This window comes from Streptomyces sp. XH2, from assembly GCF_049725035.1.
GTDB lineage: Bacteria > Actinomycetota > Actinomycetes > Streptomycetales > Streptomycetaceae > Streptomyces > Streptomyces roseoverticillatus.
The window spans coordinates 141,124-156,621 of sequence record NZ_JBMMMZ010000008.1 but is presented as its reverse complement, the minus strand read 5'-3'; the positions used below and the strand labels follow the sequence as shown (position 1 = coordinate 156,621).

Here is a 15,498-nt window from a genome sequence, read left to right as displayed (position 1 = left end):
GTGCTGCGCTTCCTCGCCCGCCGCTCGCTCGGCGCCCTCGTCATCATCGTGCTCATCAGCGCGATCACCTTCGCCCTCTTCTTCGCGCTGCCCTCCCAGCCGGCCCTGATGTCCTGCGGCAAGAACTGCACCCCGGACGCCGTCGCCCTGATCAACAAGAACCTGGGCCTCGACCAGCCCGTCCCCGTGCAGTACTGGCACTACATGGCGGGCATCTTCACCGGCCGCGACTTCACCGTCGGCCACTGCCCGGCCCCCTGCTTCGGCTACTCCTTCTCCAACCAGCAGCCGGTCTGGGGCACCATCGTGGACCGCTTCCCCACCACCCTGTCCATCACGCTCGGCGGCGCCGTCGTCTTCCTCGTCGTCGGCGTGGGCATCGGCATGACCGCCGCGGCCTTCCGGGGCACCTGGATCGACAAGTTCTTCAGCTCCCTGTCGCTCGTCGGCAACTCCCTGCAGATCTACTTCGTCGGCGTCATCGCGCTGGCCGTGCTCGTCAGCGGGCTGCACTGGATGGACAACCCGGCCTACTACCCGATCACCGAGAACCCCGTGAAGTGGTTCACCGGGATGCTCATCCCCTGGCTGGTGCTGTCGATCATCTTCATCGCCAACTACAGCCGGATGACGCGCTCCCAGATGATCGAACAGCTCGGCGAGGACCACGTGCGCACCGCCCGCGCCAAGGGGCTCGGGCGGCGCACGGTCTTCTTCCGCTACGCGTGGCGGGGCGCGCTCGCGCCCATCGTCACCATCTTCGGCATCGACCTCGGGTCGCTGTTCGGCGGGGCGATCATCACCGAGTTCACCTTCAGCCTGCACGGGCTGGGGCGGCTCGCGGTGTCCTCGGTGAGCGAGACCGACCTGCCCACGCTGATGGCCGTGATGCTCGTCGGCTGCACGGCGATCGTCGTCGCCAACATCGTGGTGGACGCCGCGTACGCCGTCATCGACCCGCGCGTGCGGCTCGCCTAGGGGGACTGACGTGACCGCATTTCTCTCCGTACGGGACCTGAGCGTCCGCTTCTCCACCGAGGACGGCACCGTACGGGCCGTCGACGGCCTGTCCTTCACCCTGGAGCGCGGCCGCACGCTCGGCATCGTCGGCGAGTCCGGCTCCGGGAAGTCCGTCGCCAACCTCGCCGTGCTCGGCCTGCACGACCCGCGCACCACCGAGATCGACGGCGAGATCCTGCTGGACGGGCAGGAGCTGACCGGCGCGCCCGAGTCCGTCCTGGAGAAGCTGCGCGGGAACAAGGCGGCGATGGTCTTCCAGGACTCCCTCACCGCACTCTCCCCCTACTACACGGTCGGCCGGCAGATCGCCGAGCCGTACCGCAAGCACACCGGCGCGTCCCGCCGGGAGGCCCGGCTGCGGGCCGTCGAGATGCTGCGGCGGGTCGGCATCCCGCAGCCGGAGCTGCGCGTGGACGACTACCCGCACCAGTTCTCCGGCGGCATGCGGCAGCGGGCGATGATCGCGATGGCGCTGGTCTGCGACCCCGAACTCCTCATAGCCGACGAGCCGACCACCGCGCTCGACGTCACCGTGCAGGCGCAGATCCTCGACCTGCTGGGGGAGCTCCAGCAGGAGACCGGCGCGGCGATCATCCTCATCACCCACGACCTGGGCGTCGTCGCCGGCACCGTCGACGACCTGCTCGTGATGTACGCGGGGAGGGCCGTCGAACAGGGCCCCGTACGGGAGGTCCTGCGGGCGCCCCGGCACCCGTACACCTGGGGGCTGCTGGGCTCCGTGCCACGGCTCTCCGCCTCCGTCGACGAGCCGCTCACCCCCATCCCGGGCACGCCTCCGAGCCTGCTCGCCCCGCCGCCGGGCTGCCCCTTCCACCCGCGATGCGGGTACGTCTCCGACGTGGGCGGGGACCGGTGCGGCACGGAACGGCCCGGGCTGCCGCCGGGGCGGGGAGCCGCCTGCCACCTCCCGGAGGAACGGCAGCGGAGCCTGTTCGCGGAACGGGTCCGCCCCCGGCTGGGCTGAGCGCCGGGCGGGTCCGCCCGGCACGGGCGGGCCCCGGGCACCCCCGGGCGCCCGGGACGACGGAGGCACGGAGGCACGGAGGAGAGGGCATCAGCATGAGCGACAAGGTTTCCCCGCCCGGCCCGCGCGAGGCCGGGGCGACCGGCGAGCCGCTGCTCGTCGCCGAGGGCCTCGCCAAGCACTTCCCGCTGCGCGGCGGATTCCCCGTCCGGAGGACCGTCGGCGCCGTCCGGGCCGTCGACGGCATCGACCTGACCGTACGGGCCGGGGAGAGCTTCGGCCTCGTCGGCGAGTCCGGCTGCGGCAAGTCCACGACGGGGCGGCTGCTCACCCGGCTCCTGGAACCGTCCGCCGGGCGGATCCTCTACCGGGGCCGGGACATCACCCGCGCCGGCCGCAAGCAGCTCGCCCCCGTCCGCTCCGAGATCCAGATGATCTTCCAGGACCCGTACTCGTCGCTGAACCCCCGGCAGACCGTCGGGCGGATCGTCTCCGGGCCCATGGAGATCAACGGCATCGAACCGCGGGGCGGGCGCGAGGCGCGCGTGCGGGAGCTCCTGGAGACCGTGGGCCTGAACCCCGAGCACTACAACCGCTTCCCGCACGAGTTCTCCGGCGGGCAGCGGCAGCGGATCGGCATCGCGCGGGCCCTCGCCCTCGAACCGAAGGTCGTCGTCGCCGACGAGCCGGTGTCCGCGCTGGACGTCTCCATCCAGGCCCAGGTCGTCAACCTGCTGCAGCGACTGCAGCGGGAGCTGGGGATCGCCTTCCTCTTCATCGCCCACGACCTGGCGGTCGTCCGGCACGTCTCGCACCGGGTCGCGGTCATGTACCTCGGCAGGATCGTGGAGACCGGCACGCGGGACGACATCTACGGGCGGCCGCGGCATCCGTACACCCACGCGCTGCTGTCGGCGGTGCCGGAGCCGGTCCTGAGCGACGGCTCGGCGCCGCCGCGCGTGGGGGCACCTCCCAGCGGTAGCTGGGGGAGCATCCGGCTCACCGGGGACGTTCCGTCGCCGATCGCCCCGCCGTCGGGGTGCCGGTTCCGCACCCGCTGCTGGAAGGCGCGGGAGAAGTGCGCGACCGAGCCGCCCGCGCTCGTCCGTGCGGACGGCTCGCGGGAAGGACACCTGTCGGCATGCCACTTCCCGGAGCCGCCGACGACGGCAGCCCGTAAGTAGTCCCCGCCGCGACGGCGATCAGCCACAACGACGCAGCCCGGCGGGGACTGAGCGCCACCGCGGCGGAGGCTTGTCGCCGGGCGACGACGAAGGCGCGAGCGCCCGGCCTTCCTGCCGCAGGCAAAGCAATCCCGCCGCGACGGCGATCAGCCACAACGGCTCAGCCCGGCGGTGCCCGGCCGGCCCAGGCCGTACGGCACCGCCGGACACCCCGGTGGGGGCTGAGCGCCACCGCGGCGGAGGGTTGTCGCGAGCGACGACCAAGACGCGAGCCCCCGGCCTTCCTGCCGCAGGCAGGACAATCCCGCCGCGGCGGAGGGCTGTCGCGAGGCAACCACGAAGGCGCGAGCCCCGGCCACTCTGCCGCAGGCAAGGCGCACCCCCGGCCGTGCCGGAACGGCCGTCACTCAGGTGACGGCCGTTCCACCGCGTAATGGCACGCCGACGCGTGCGCCTCCGGGCCGCCGCCCTCCAGGAACCAGTCCGGGATCTCCAGCGGCGGCACCACCCGGGCGCACTTCTCCCGCGCCTTCCAGCACCGCGTGCGGAACCGGCACCCCGACGGCGGGTGTGCCGGTGAGGGCACGTCCCCCGTCAGGATGATCCGGTCGCGGGCCTCCCGCGCCCGCGGGTCCGGGACCGGCACGGCGGAGAGCAGGGCCTGCGTGTAGGGGTGCGTGGCGTGTTCGTAGATCTGGGTGTCCGTGCCCGCTTCGGCGAACCGCCCGAGGTACATGACCGCCACCCGGTCGGAGATGTGCCGGACGACCGACAGGTCGTGGGCGATGAAGACGTACGCGAGGTCGAACTCGTCCTGGAGCCGCTCCATCAGGTTGACGACCTGGGCCTGGACGGAGACGTCGAGCGCGGAGACCGGCTCGTCGGCGACGATGATCTCGGGCCGCAGGGCGAGCCCCCGCGCGATGCCGATCCGCTGCCGCTGCCCGCCGGAGAACTGGTGCGGGTAGCGGTTGATGTGTTCGGGGTTGAGGCCGACGACGTCGAGGAGCTCGCGGACCCTGGCGCGCCGGTCGCCTTTGGGCGCGACCTCGGGGTGGATGTCGTAGGGCTCGCCGATGATGTCGCCGACGGTCATCCGCGGGTTGAGCGAGGTGTAGGGGTCCTGGAAGACCATCTGGATGTTGCGGCGGACGGCCTTGAGCGCCCGTCCCGACAGTCTCGTGATGTCCTCGCCCTTGTACAGGATCCGGCCGGACGTGGGCCGCTCCAGATGGACCAACAGCTTGGCCACCGTCGACTTGCCGCACCCGGACTCGCCCACGATGCCGAGCGTCTCGCCGCGGTGCAGGTCGAAGGAGACGCCGTCGACGGCGTGCACGGCCCCGATCTGCTTCTTGAAGAGGATTCCCTGGGTGAGGGGGTAGTGCTTGACCAGGTCCCGCACTTCCAGAATGGCCTCGCCGTTACCCGGCATCGTCGAGGGTCTCCTTCCAGAAGTGGCAGGCGCTGGCGCGGCCGGGCGCGACGTCGAAGAGGGGCGGCCGGTCGGTGCGGCAGATCGCCTGGGCGCGCGGGCAGCGCGGGTTGAAGGGGCAGCCGGCGGGGATGTCGGTGAGGCTGGGCGGCAGGCCCTTGATGGCGTGGAGTTCCTTGCCCTTGTGGTCGAGGCGGGGGATGGAGCCGAGCAGGCCGGCGGTGTACGGGTGGGCGGGCGCGGCGTAGAGGTCGTGGACGGGTGCGGTCTCGACGATCCGCCCGGCGTACATGACGGCGATCCTGTCGGCGACGTCCGCGACGACGCCCAGGTCGTGGGTGATGAGGATCAGGCCCATGTGGTACTCGCGCTGCAGTTCGGCGAGGAGGTCCATGACCTGGGCCTGGACGGTGACGTCGAGGGCCGTCGTGGGTTCGTCGGCGATGACGAGGTCGGGTTCGAGCGCCAGCGCCATGGCGATCATGATGCGCTGGCGCATGCCGCCGGAGAACTGGTGGGGGTAGTCGCCGGCGCGCTCCTTGGCGGCGGGGATGCGGACGCGTTCCATCATCTGGACGGCCTTGGCCCGGGAGTCCTGGCGGGTCATGCCGTCGTGGACGGAGAACATCTCGCCGAGCTGGGCGCCGACGCTCATCACGGGGTTGAGGGCGGACAGCGCGTCCTGGAAGATCATGGAGAGTTTGGCGCCGCGGAGCCGGCGGCGCCGCTCGCCGCCCATGGTGAGCAGGTCCTGCCCGCGGAAGAGCACTTCGCCGCCGGTGACGTGGCCGGGCGGGGAGTCGAGGATGCCCATGACGGCCTGGGCGGTGACGGACTTGCCGGAGCCGGACTCGCCGAGCACGGCGAGCGTCTCCCCGGCGCGGACGCTGTAGCTGACGCCGTTGACGGCCTTGGCGACGCCGTCCCGGGTGCGGAACTCCACGTGCAGGTCGCGTACGTCCAGCAGGGGTGCGGCGGCGGCCGTCGCCTCCTGTGCCTCGTGCATCCGCCCGCTCCTCAGCGCAGTTTGGGGTCGAGGGCGTCGCGGACCGCGTCGCCGAGCATGATGAACGCCAGCACCGTGATGCTCAGGGCGCCCGCGGGCCACAGCAGCATGTGGGGGGCGTTGCGGATCTGGGTGGAGGCGTTGGAGATGTCGATGCCCCAGGACACGGTGGGCGGTTTGAGGCCGACGCCCAGGAAGGACAGCGTGGCCTCCAGGGCGATGTACGTGCCGAGGGCGATGGTCGCGACGACGATGACGGGGGCGACGGCGTTGGGGGCGATGTGCCGCAGCAGCAGCCGGGTGTTGCCCGCGCCGAGGGCCCGCGCGGCCTGCACGTAGTCGTGCTGCCGGGCGGTGACGACGGAGCCGCGGGCGATGCGGGAGATCTGCGGCCAGCCGAGCAGCACGATGAAGCCGACGACGGGCCACAGGGAGCCGCCGGTGACGACGGAGAGGAAGACGAGGCCGCCCAGGATGATGGGGATGCCGAAGAAGACGTCGGCGATCCGTGAGAGCAGGGCGTCCCACCAGCCGCCGAAGAAGCCGGCCAGCCCGCCGAGCACGCTGCCGAGGAGGGCGGCGCCGGCGGTGGCGCAGATGCCGACGGTGATGGAGGCGCGGGCGCCGTGGACGGTGCGGGTGTAGACGTCGCAGCCCTGGGTGTCGAAGCCGAAGGGGTGGCCGGGCTGGGAGCCCTCCTGGGCCTTGGCGAGGTCGCACTGGAGCGGGTTCCCGCTCGCGATCAGGCCGGGCCACAGGGCGATCAGGACCAGGAAGAGGATGATCAGCGCGGAGACCACGAAGACGGGGTTGCGGCGCAGGTCGTGCCAGGCGTCGGACCACAGGCTGCGGGCCTTGCCGCTGGTGGGGACACCGGGGAGCGGGCCGCCTTCGAGCGTCGCCGCGTCGCTGGTGGCCAGGGACGACGCGGCGCCGTCGGCGGGCACGACGGCCGCGTCGGGGTCGGAAGGATCGAGCTCAGGCATAGCGGATCCTCGGGTCGAGCACGGCGTAGAGGAGGTCGACGAGCAGGTTCGCCAGCAGGAAGACGATGACGAGGATGGTCACGAAGCCGACGACGGTGGGCGAGTTCTGCCGCAGGATGCCCTGGTAGAGCTGGTAGCCGACGCCGTGGATGTTGAAGATCCGCTCGGTGACGATGGCGCCGCCCATGAGCGCGCCGATGTCCGTGCCGATGAAGGTGACGACGGGGATGAGGGAGTTGCGCAGCAGGTGCCGGGTGACGACGCGGCGGCGCGGCAGGCCTTTGGCCACGGCCGTGCGGACGTAGTCGGCGCGGGAGTTCTCGGCGATGGAGGTGCGCGAGAGGCGGGTGACGTAGGCGAGGGAGGTGAGGGCGAGGACGATGCCGGGCAGCAGCAGCTCGTCGAAGGGGGCCTCGGGGGACACGGACGGCGAGACGATCCCCCATTTGACGCCGAAGAGGTACTGCAGCACGTAGCCGCTGACGAAGGTCGGGATGGAGACGACGATCAGGGTCAGCAGGAGCACGGTGGTGTCGATCGAGCGGCCGCGGCGCAGCCCGCTGAGGACGCCGAGGGTGATGCCGAAGACGATCTCGAAGAGGATCGCGACGAGGGTGAGGCGCAGGGTGACCGGGAAGGCGTCGGCCATCAGCTCGGTGACCGGCTGACCGTTGAAGGCCGTGCCGAACTCGCCCGAGAGGATCTGCCCCATGTAGTGCCCGTACTGCTTCCACAGGGGCTCGTCGAGGTAGAGCTCCTGGCGGATGCGGGCGGCGGTCGCGGGGTCGGGCGCCTTGTCGCCGAAGAGGGCGGCCACGGGGTCGCCCAGGGCGTAGACCATGAAGAAGATCAGGAACGTGCTGCCGATGAACACCGGGACCATCTGGAGCAGGCGCCGGATCACGTACCGTCCCATGGACGCGTCAGCCGACCTTGATCTGCTCGTAGACGGGCACGCTGAAGGGGTTGAGCGTGACGTCGGAGACCCGCTCGGAGTAGCCGGCGCTGCCGTTCTGGTACCAGAGCGGGATGGCGGGCATCTCGCGGGCGAGGATCCTCTCCGCGTCGTGGAACTTGGCGTTGGCCGCGTTCTGGGAGCCCTCGGCGTTGGCCTCGTCGACCAGCTTGTCGAACTGCGGGTCGCTGAACTTGCCGTAGTTGGAGGAGGCGTCCGTGTAGTAGAGCGGCTGGAGGAAGTTCTGGATCAGCGGGTAGTCCATCTGCCAGCCGGAACGGAAGGGGTTGCTGAGGCGCTGCTCGGTGATCTGGTTGCGGAAGTCCGCGAAGGTGCCGACCGGGTTGACGACGCAGGCGTTGTCGTTGCCGAGGGCGCTGTTGATGCTGTTGCAGACGGCGTCCATCCACACCCGGTGGGAGCCGGTGTCCACGTTCGAGGTGAGGGTGATCCGGCCGCCGGGCAGGCCGCCGCCGTCCTGGATGAGCGCCTTGGCGGAGGCGGCGTCGAAGGTGCACGCGTCGCCGCACAGGCCGGCCTTGTAGCCGCCCTGGTCGCCGAGGGCCGGTGAGGTCCAGTCCGTGGCCGGGGTGCGGGTCTTCTGGTAGATCTGGTCGGTGATCTGCTGGCGGTTGATGGCCATGGACAGGCCGCGGCGGACCTTCTCCATGCCGCTCTTCGACCAGTTCGGGTCGTACATGGGGAAGACGAGGGTCTGGATGATGCCGGCCGGCTGGTTGATGTAGCGGTCGCCGAGGTCGGTCTTGGCGTTCTTGAGCTGGGCGCTCGGGATGTCGTCGACGAGGTCGAGGTTGCCGGCCTGCAGGTCGGTGTACGCGGTGTTGTTGTCGGTGTAGACCCGCAGCTCCACGCCGCTGTTCCGGGCCTTGTCGTCACCCGGGTAGCCGTCCCAGCGGGTGAGCTTCATCGCCGAGCCCTTGGCGTACGAGTCGACCGTGTACGGGCCGTTGCCCACCGGCTTGCGCAGCCAGGCCGCGTGGTCGTCGAAGAAGGCGCGGGGCAGCGGGGCGTAGGCGGCGTAGCCGAGGGTGTCGGGCCACGTGGAGAACTTGGTGCGCAGCCTGACCGTGAAGGTCTTGTCGTCCTTGACGGCGAGCCCGGAGAGGGTCTTGGCGGTGGCGCGTCCGCTGGACGGGTGGACCTTGTCGTAGCCGTCGACGTATTCGAAGAAGGAGGCGTTCTTCTGCTTGTTGTCGACGAGGGCCGCGTAGTTCCAGGCGTCCACGAAGGACTTGGAGGTGACCTTCTCGCCGTTGGAGAAGGTCCAGCCGTCCTTGAGGGTGATGGTGAAGTTCTGCTGGTCGGAGGTCTCGATCTTGTCGGCCAGCATGTTCTCGGCGGCGCCGCTGCGGGGGTCGTAGCGCTTGAGCCCGCGGAAGATCATCGCGAGCACCTTGCCGCCCTGGACCTCGTTGGTGTTGGCGGGCTCCAGCTGGTTCTGCGGGTCGCCCCAGGAGGCGCGGACGACGCCGGAGCCGCCGCCACCACCGCCGCACCCGGCCGCAGCCGCGACGAGCGCCGCCGACAGGGCGCAGACGGCCCACCTGGCGCGCGTGGCTCCACGCATGGAGTGCCTCCTGGTCCTAAGTATCACTTAGGACCAGATAACACCCGATATGGCCGCACACGGCGCCTCCGCGAGGCCTCCCCCGCACGAACCACACGAAAGGGCTCCCCCGGATCACCGGGGGAGCCCTTCCGTGCGAGCGGTCGGCCGGCTAGGCCCCCGCACCCACCACGCTCGGCTTCTCCTCCGCGAAGTGGCACGCCGACGCGTGCGCCGCCGGGGTGTCCTTGCCCTGGTAGAGCGTGGGCACGGCCAGCAGCGGCACCTCCTCGGCGCACTTGTCCTCCGCCTTCCAGCAGCGGGTGCGGAAGCGGCAGCCGGACGGCGGGTTGGCCGGGGAGGGCACGTCACCGGTGAGGATGATGCGCTCGCGGCCCTCGCGGGCCTCCGGGTCGGGCACCGGGACGGCCGACAGCAGCGCCTGCGTGTACGGGTGCGTCGGGTGCTCGTAGATCTCGGCGTCCGTGCCGATCTCCGCCATCTTGCCCAGGTACATCACGCCGACGCGGTCGGAGATGTGCCGGACGATGGACAGGTCGTGCGCGATGAAGACGTAGGAGAGGTTGAACTCGTCCTGGAGCCGCTCCATCAGGTTGATGACCTGCGCCTGCACCGAGACGTCCAGCGCCGAGACCGGCTCGTCGCAGATGATGATCTCGGGGTTGAGCGCCAGGCCGCGGGCGATGCCGATGCGCTGCCGCTGACCGCCGGAGAACTGGTGCGGGTAGCGGTTGACGTACTCCGGGTTGAGGCCGACGACGTCCAGCAGCTCCTGGACGCGCTTGCGCCGGTCGCCCTTGGGCGCCACCTCGGGGTGGATCTCGAAGGGCTCGCCGATGATGTCGCCGACCGTCATCCGCGGGTTCAGCGAGGTGTACGGGTCCTGGAAGACCATCTGGATGTTGCGGCGGACGGCCTTCAGCGCGCGCCCGGACAGCTTGGTGATGTCCTGGCCCTTGTAGAGGACCTCGCCGGAGGTGGCCGTCTCCAGGGTCATCAGCAGCTTGGCGACCGTGGACTTGCCGCAGCCGGACTCGCCGACGATGCCCAGCGTCTCGCCCTGGTAGAGGTCGAAGGAGATCCCGTCCACGGCCTTGACCGCGCCGACCTGCTTCTTGAGGACCAGGCCCTGCGTCAGCGGGAAGTGCTTGACGAGGTTGCGCACCTGGAGGATCGGCTCCCGCTGACCGGCCGCCCCGGCCTGCTTGCTCAGGTCAGCCATGGATCGTTTCCTTCCAGAAGTGGCACGCGCTGCCGCGGCCGTCGAGCTCGGTGCCGTCCTGCTCCGTCACCGGGAGGAGGGCGGGGATGTCCGCGCGGCAGACGTCCTGCGCCTTGGGGCAGCGCGGGTTGAAGGCGCAGCCGGTGGGGATCCGCAGGAGGTTGGGCGGCAGACCCTTGATCGCGTAGAGCTCCTGGCCCTTGTGGTCCAGGCGCGGGATCGAATCCAGCAGGCCTCGGGTGTACGGGTGGGCGGGGCGCTTGTAGAGCTCGTGCACGGGCGCGGTCTCCACGATCCGGCCCGCGTACATCACGGCGATCTTGTCGGCGACGTCCGCGACGACGCCCAGGTCGTGGGTGATGAGGATCAGGCCCATGTTGTACTCGCGCTGCAGCTCCGCGAGCAGGTCCATGACCTGGGCCTGGACGGTCACGTCGAGGGCCGTGGTCGGCTCGTCGGCGATGATCAGGTCCGGCTCCAGGGCCATCGCCATCGCGATCATGATGCGCTGGCGCATGCCGCCCGAGAACTGGTGCGGGTAGTCGCCCACGCGCTGCTTGGCGGCCGGGATGCGCACCCGGTCCATCAGCTCGATCGCCTTGGCCTTGGCGTCCTTCTTCGACAGGCCCTGGTGCACCCGGAACATCTCGCCGAGCTGGTTGCCGACGGAGAAGACGGGGTTGAGGGCGGACAGCGCGTCCTGGAAGATCATCGCCATCTTCGGGCCGCGCAGCTTGCGCCGCTCGCTCTCCGGCAGCTTCAGGATGTCCTGGCCGTGGAAGAGGATCTCACCGCCGGCCACCCGGCCGGGGGGCGAGTCCAGGATGCCCATGATGGCCTGGGCGGTGACGGACTTGCCGGAGCCCGACTCGCCGAGCACGGCGAGGGTCTCGCCGGCGTTGACGCTGTAGCTGACACCGTTGACGGCCTTGGCGATGCCGTCGCGGGTCTTGAACTCGACGTGCAGGTCGCGCACGTCGAGCAGGGGCGCGGACTGCTTGGCGTCCTGCGGCGCGGAACCGGCCGCCCCTTCGGTCTTTTCGATCGTGGTCATCGGGACGTTCTCCTCAACGCAGCTTCGGGTCGAGGGCGTCGCGCAGCCCGTCACCGACAAAGACAAATCCGAGCACCGTCAGCACGATCGCGGAGCTGGGGTAGACCCACAGGAAGTCGCTGACGCCGAGGGAGTCCTTGCCGGCGGAGATCATGTTGCCCCACTCCGGCACCTCGGGGCTCACGCCGATGCCGAGGAAGGACAGCGACGCCTCGGCCACGACGGCGGTGCCGACGCTGAAGGACACGTACGACATCACGGCCGCGATCGAGTTGGGCATGATGTGCCGCAGGATGATGCGGGTGGTGCTCGCGCCCAGGGCCTTCGCGGCCGTCACGTAGTCCATCTCGCGGACGGACAGGATGCTGGAGCGCAGCAGGCGGGCGACCGTGGCCCAGCTGAAGACGGCCAGCGAGACGATGACGGGCAGCACGCCGCGGCCCATCACCAGGATGATCACGATCGCGCCGATGAGCAGCGGGAAGGCGAAGAAGATGTCGGCGATGCGCATGATGACGCTGTCGACGGCCTTGCCGAAGTAGCCGGACAGGGCGCCGAGGATGCAGCCGATCACACAGGCCAGGAAGATCGAGGCCAGGCCGACGATCACGGCGATGCGGCTGCCGTAGATGATGCGGGAGAACTGGTCGCGGCCCAGGGCGTCGGTGCCGAACCAGTGCTCGCCGCTGGGCTCCTGCAGCGTGTTGGACAGGTTCTGCGCGTACGGGTCGTGGGTCGCGATCAGGGGCGCCGCGGCGGCGACGATGAAGAGCAGGGCGACCAGCACGAGGCCGACCACGGCCAGCTTGTTGGCCATGAAGCGGTGGCGGATCTCGCCCCACTGGGTGATGCGGGCCGGTGCGGGCTCGGCGGTGTTGTTCGCGGCGGCGGTCGGTGCGGTCGCGGCGTCCGGCCCCTTGGCGCTCTTAGCGAGCTCAGTCATGGGTGACTCCTAGAACGGGTGTGACCTGGCGGTCAGCTGAGGCGGATCCGCGGGTCGAGCACCGCGTAGAGCAGATCGACCAGCAGGTTGAGCACGACGAAGACGGCGACGCCGTAGGTGACCACGCCGACGATGATCGGGTTGTTGCCCTGCTGGATCGAGGTGACCAGCGCGTAGCCCATGCCGTCCCAGTTGAAGATCGCCTCGGTGATGAGGGCGCCGCCGAGCAGGCCGCCGAAGGAGATGCCGATGTAGGTGACCACGGGGATGATCGAGTTGCGCATGACGTGCTTGAGGAGCACCGTGCGGCGCGGAAGGCCCTTGGCGATGGCCGTCTTGACGTAGTCCGCGCGCAGCACCTCCAGCATCGTGCCGCGCATCAGCCGCGCGACGAGGGCCGCGTCGATGATGGCCAGCGTGAACGCCGGCATGATCATCGAGTTGAACGAGCCGTCGGAGATCAGCGGGAACCAGCCGAGGTTCACCGAGAAGGTGCTCTGCAGGACCATGCCGATGACGAAGCTGGGGAAGCCGATGGCGAAGGTCGTGAGCAAGGTGACCAAGACGTCCCAGAACGAGTATCTGAACAGGGCCGCCACCAGGCCCGCGAGGACGCCGATCACCACGTCGATGAGGATCGCCGCCACGGCCAGCTTGGCGGTGTTGCCCAGCTTCGGGCCGAGCACCTCCGTCACCTGGCGCCGCTGGGTGTAGTCCTCGCCGAGATCGCCCTTGACCAGATTGGTCACGTAGTTGCCGTACTGCACGGCAAGGGGCTTGTCCAGGCCGTAGCGCTCGCGCAGTTGCTCGACGACGGCGGGGTCACGCGCCTTGTCGCCGCCCAGCGAGCCGACCGGGTCTCCGGGGAGGACGAACAGACAGGCGAAGAGGATGAGCGTCGCGCCGAAGAGGACGACCACCATCTGCCCGATCCGCCGGATCACATATTTGCCCACGATGTCTCCTTGACTTACTGCCGCCGTGGGGCGTTCGCCGTCGCCTCGCCAGGGGGGAAGGTGGGGAGGCGGCCGCGCACGCCCCGGCCGCACGGGCCGGGACGTGCCGCAGGCGAAGGCCGCGGAGCCTCAAGCCGTCGCTCGGGGCTCCACGGTCTTCACGGGACTGGCTGGAGGGTGATGGTTACTTGACGCCGATCTCGGCGAGGTTCGGGTCCTCGTAGAAGTCGATTTTCGCGTCGGTGAACTTCTTGGTGTTCACCAGGCGGTACTGGGTGCGCTTCCAGGTCGGGATGACGGCCTGGTCCTCGTCGATCGCGAGCTTCTCGGCCTCGTTGTAGATCTTGGCGCGCTCGGCGGCGTCCTTGGTCTGACGGGCCTTCACCAGCAGCTCGTCGAACTTCGGGTTGCTGTAACGGCCGCGGTTGTCGCCCAGCGCCTTGCCGTTGGCGTCCGGGTTGATGCCGCCGGTGGAGAGCAGCGGCGAGAAGAAGTTGTCGGCGGTCGGGTAGTCGGCGGACCACGCCTGACGCCAGATGCCCTTGGCGCCCTTCTCCTGCTGCTTCTCCAGGGCCTCCTTGAACGGCAGGCCGTTGAGCTTGACCTTCACACCGAGCACGTCCTCGACCTGCTTGGCGACGGCCTGCACCCACTCCTCGTGCCCGGCACCGGTGTTGTAGCCGAAGTCGAGGGTGTCGCCCGGCTTGAGGCCGGCCTTCTCCGCGTACTCCTTGGCCTTCGCCTTGTCCTGCTTGGCGCAGGAGGAGCACACGTCGGCCTTGTAGACCTCCTTGAAGTTCGGCGGCAGCAGGGCCGTCGCCGGCTCCTGCAGACCCTGGAAGACACCCTTGGCGATCTCCGCGCGGTCGATCGCGTAGGAGATGGCCTTACGGGCGTCGGCCGAGTTCATCGGGCTGGTCTCGTTGAACGGCGAGATGTAGTTGATGCCGGCGACGTCGGCCTTGACCCACTCGCCCTGGGGCTCGTACTTCTTCTTGGCGCCCGGCATCTGCGGGACGGGCATGCGGGCCCAGTCGAACTGGCCCGACTCGAAGCCCTTGTACTCCAGGGTCACGCCGTTGGCCGGGTTGAGGATCGACAGCTCGACCTTGTCCAGCTTGGCCTTGGTCAGACCGTAGTCGTCGTTGCGGACGAGGGTGATCTTCTTGTTGTGCTCCCACGAACCCGACATCTTGAAGGGGCCGTTGCCGATGGGGGCGTCGTTGAACGACTTGTTGTCACCGGCGCCGGCGACCTTCGGCATCGGGCTGAAGGCCGGGTGGGCGGTCTTCTTGTCGAACTCGAAGTCCGGGGCGGAGAGCTTGACCTTGAGCGTGTAGTCACCCTCGGCGGACAGGCCGGAGAACTTGTCGCTCGAACCGCCGTTGAGCTCCTTGTAACCGGCGATGCCGTTCATGTGGTAGGCCACGTCGGAGGCGGACGCCTTGGTGGCGACGCGGGTCCAGCCGCGGATGAACGCCTCGGCGTTCACCGGCTCGCCGTTGGAGAACTTGGTGTCCTTCTTGATCTGGAAGGTCCACTCGTCACCGGCGTCGTTCGGCTTGGCGGACTCCGCCAGCTTCGGCGCGAGGGTGCCGTCGTCCTTCACGTCGTAGAGGCCCACGAAGAGCTGACGGGCCACCAGCGTGCCCTCGGACTCCTGGGCGTTGACGGGATCGATCGACTTCGGCTCGGTGATGCCGAGCCGGAAGGTCGCGCCGCCTCCCTTACCGCTGTCGTTGCTGCCGCCGCCACAGGCGGTCGCGGCCATCGCCACGACTATCGCGCCCACGACCCACTTGGCGCTCTTGGCACCGCGCATGGGTATGCCTCCTCAAGAGTCCACTTTTCACTACGAGAGAGGCGCCGGCCCCACGCTGACACCCCTGACAGCGGAGACGGAACCGGCACCTCGAGTGTGCTCGTGAGTCGGCGCTCCCCACAGCGCGTGACCCATTGACCCGAGCTCAATGAACCCAACTATTAAGTACGTCCGCCTTGTAAACCACACTTAAAGGGTCTCGCTTTGGTCACATCGAGCCCCCTCAGAGGTTCGAAAACCGGACAAAGCCAGCACAGACAGACAGGCGCGAAACGGACTGTTAACACAACTTCCGGCGTCCACCGGCCGCTATCCGGACAACCTTTGCAGGCGTGCATCAAT

13 protein-coding genes are annotated in these 15,498 nt (G+C 69.4%); 3 read left to right on the top strand and 10 right to left on the bottom strand.

Going from position 1 to position 15,498, the window contains the following annotated elements:
* From ACOTKD_RS17980 to ACOTKD_RS17970, 3 genes are all read left to right on the top strand, one after another.
* A complete protein-coding gene (locus tag ACOTKD_RS17980) occupies window positions 1-978 on the top strand; it encodes an ABC transporter permease (RefSeq protein WP_424889983.1) in 978 nt (325 codons plus the stop codon).
* 10 nt (window positions 979-988) lie between these two features.
* Window positions 989-2,005, top strand: a complete 1,017-nt coding sequence (locus ACOTKD_RS17975) for an ABC transporter ATP-binding protein (protein ID WP_424889982.1) — start codon at window positions 989-991, stop codon at window positions 2,003-2,005.
* Between the two features lie 95 nt (window positions 2,006-2,100).
* Window positions 2,101-3,189, top strand: coding sequence for an ABC transporter ATP-binding protein (locus ACOTKD_RS17970; RefSeq protein ID WP_424889981.1), 1,089 nt, complete (start codon window positions 2,101-2,103; stop codon window positions 3,187-3,189).
* A 403-nt stretch (window positions 3,190-3,592) separates the two neighbouring features.
* Here ACOTKD_RS17970 and ACOTKD_RS17965 read toward each other — a convergent pair whose 3' ends face one another.
* From ACOTKD_RS17965 to ACOTKD_RS17920, 10 genes are all read right to left on the bottom strand, one after another.
* Window positions 3,593-4,624, bottom strand: coding sequence for an ABC transporter ATP-binding protein (locus ACOTKD_RS17965; RefSeq protein WP_424889980.1), 1,032 nt, complete (start codon window positions 4,622-4,624; stop codon window positions 3,593-3,595).
* Window positions 4,614-5,630, bottom strand: a complete 1,017-nt coding sequence (locus tag ACOTKD_RS17960; RefSeq protein WP_424889979.1) for an ABC transporter ATP-binding protein — start codon at window positions 5,628-5,630, stop codon at window positions 4,614-4,616. The genes ACOTKD_RS17965 and ACOTKD_RS17960 overlap by 11 nt, the downstream gene beginning before the upstream one ends.
* An 11-nt stretch (window positions 5,631-5,641) precedes the next feature.
* Window positions 5,642-6,616: an ABC transporter permease gene (locus ACOTKD_RS17955; RefSeq protein ID WP_424889978.1), complete on the bottom strand. Its 975-nt coding sequence runs from the start codon at window positions 6,614-6,616 to the stop codon at window positions 5,642-5,644.
* The gene (locus ACOTKD_RS17950) at window positions 6,609-7,532 is read right to left on the bottom strand and encodes an ABC transporter permease (RefSeq protein ID WP_424889977.1); all 924 of its coding nucleotides are present in this window, start codon (window positions 7,530-7,532) and stop codon (window positions 6,609-6,611) included. Before ACOTKD_RS17950 ends, ACOTKD_RS17955 begins: the two co-directional genes overlap by 8 nt.
* A gap of 7 nt (window positions 7,533-7,539) precedes the next feature.
* Entirely contained in the window at window positions 7,540-9,159 is a 1,620-nt protein-coding gene (locus tag ACOTKD_RS17945) for a peptide ABC transporter substrate-binding protein (RefSeq protein WP_424889976.1), read from the bottom strand.
* 151 nt (window positions 9,160-9,310) lie between these two features.
* Complete coding sequence (locus tag ACOTKD_RS17940; protein WP_424889975.1) at window positions 9,311-10,381, bottom strand: ABC transporter ATP-binding protein; 1,071 nt, start codon at window positions 10,379-10,381, stop codon at window positions 9,311-9,313.
* A complete protein-coding gene (locus ACOTKD_RS17935) occupies window positions 10,374-11,435 on the bottom strand; it encodes an ABC transporter ATP-binding protein (RefSeq protein ID WP_424889974.1) in 1,062 nt (353 codons plus the stop codon). The genes ACOTKD_RS17940 and ACOTKD_RS17935 overlap by 8 nt, the downstream gene beginning before the upstream one ends.
* Before the next feature lie 13 nt (window positions 11,436-11,448).
* Window positions 11,449-12,378, bottom strand: coding sequence for an ABC transporter permease (locus tag ACOTKD_RS17930; protein ID WP_424889973.1), 930 nt, complete (start codon window positions 12,376-12,378; stop codon window positions 11,449-11,451).
* A gap of 32 nt (window positions 12,379-12,410) precedes the next feature.
* Entirely contained in the window at window positions 12,411-13,334 is a 924-nt protein-coding gene (locus tag ACOTKD_RS17925; protein WP_424889972.1) for an ABC transporter permease, read from the bottom strand.
* A gap of 184 nt (window positions 13,335-13,518) precedes the next feature.
* Complete coding sequence (locus ACOTKD_RS17920; protein ID WP_424889971.1) at window positions 13,519-15,156, bottom strand: peptide ABC transporter substrate-binding protein; 1,638 nt, start codon at window positions 15,154-15,156, stop codon at window positions 13,519-13,521.
* Window positions 15,157-15,498 lie beyond the last annotated feature (342 nt).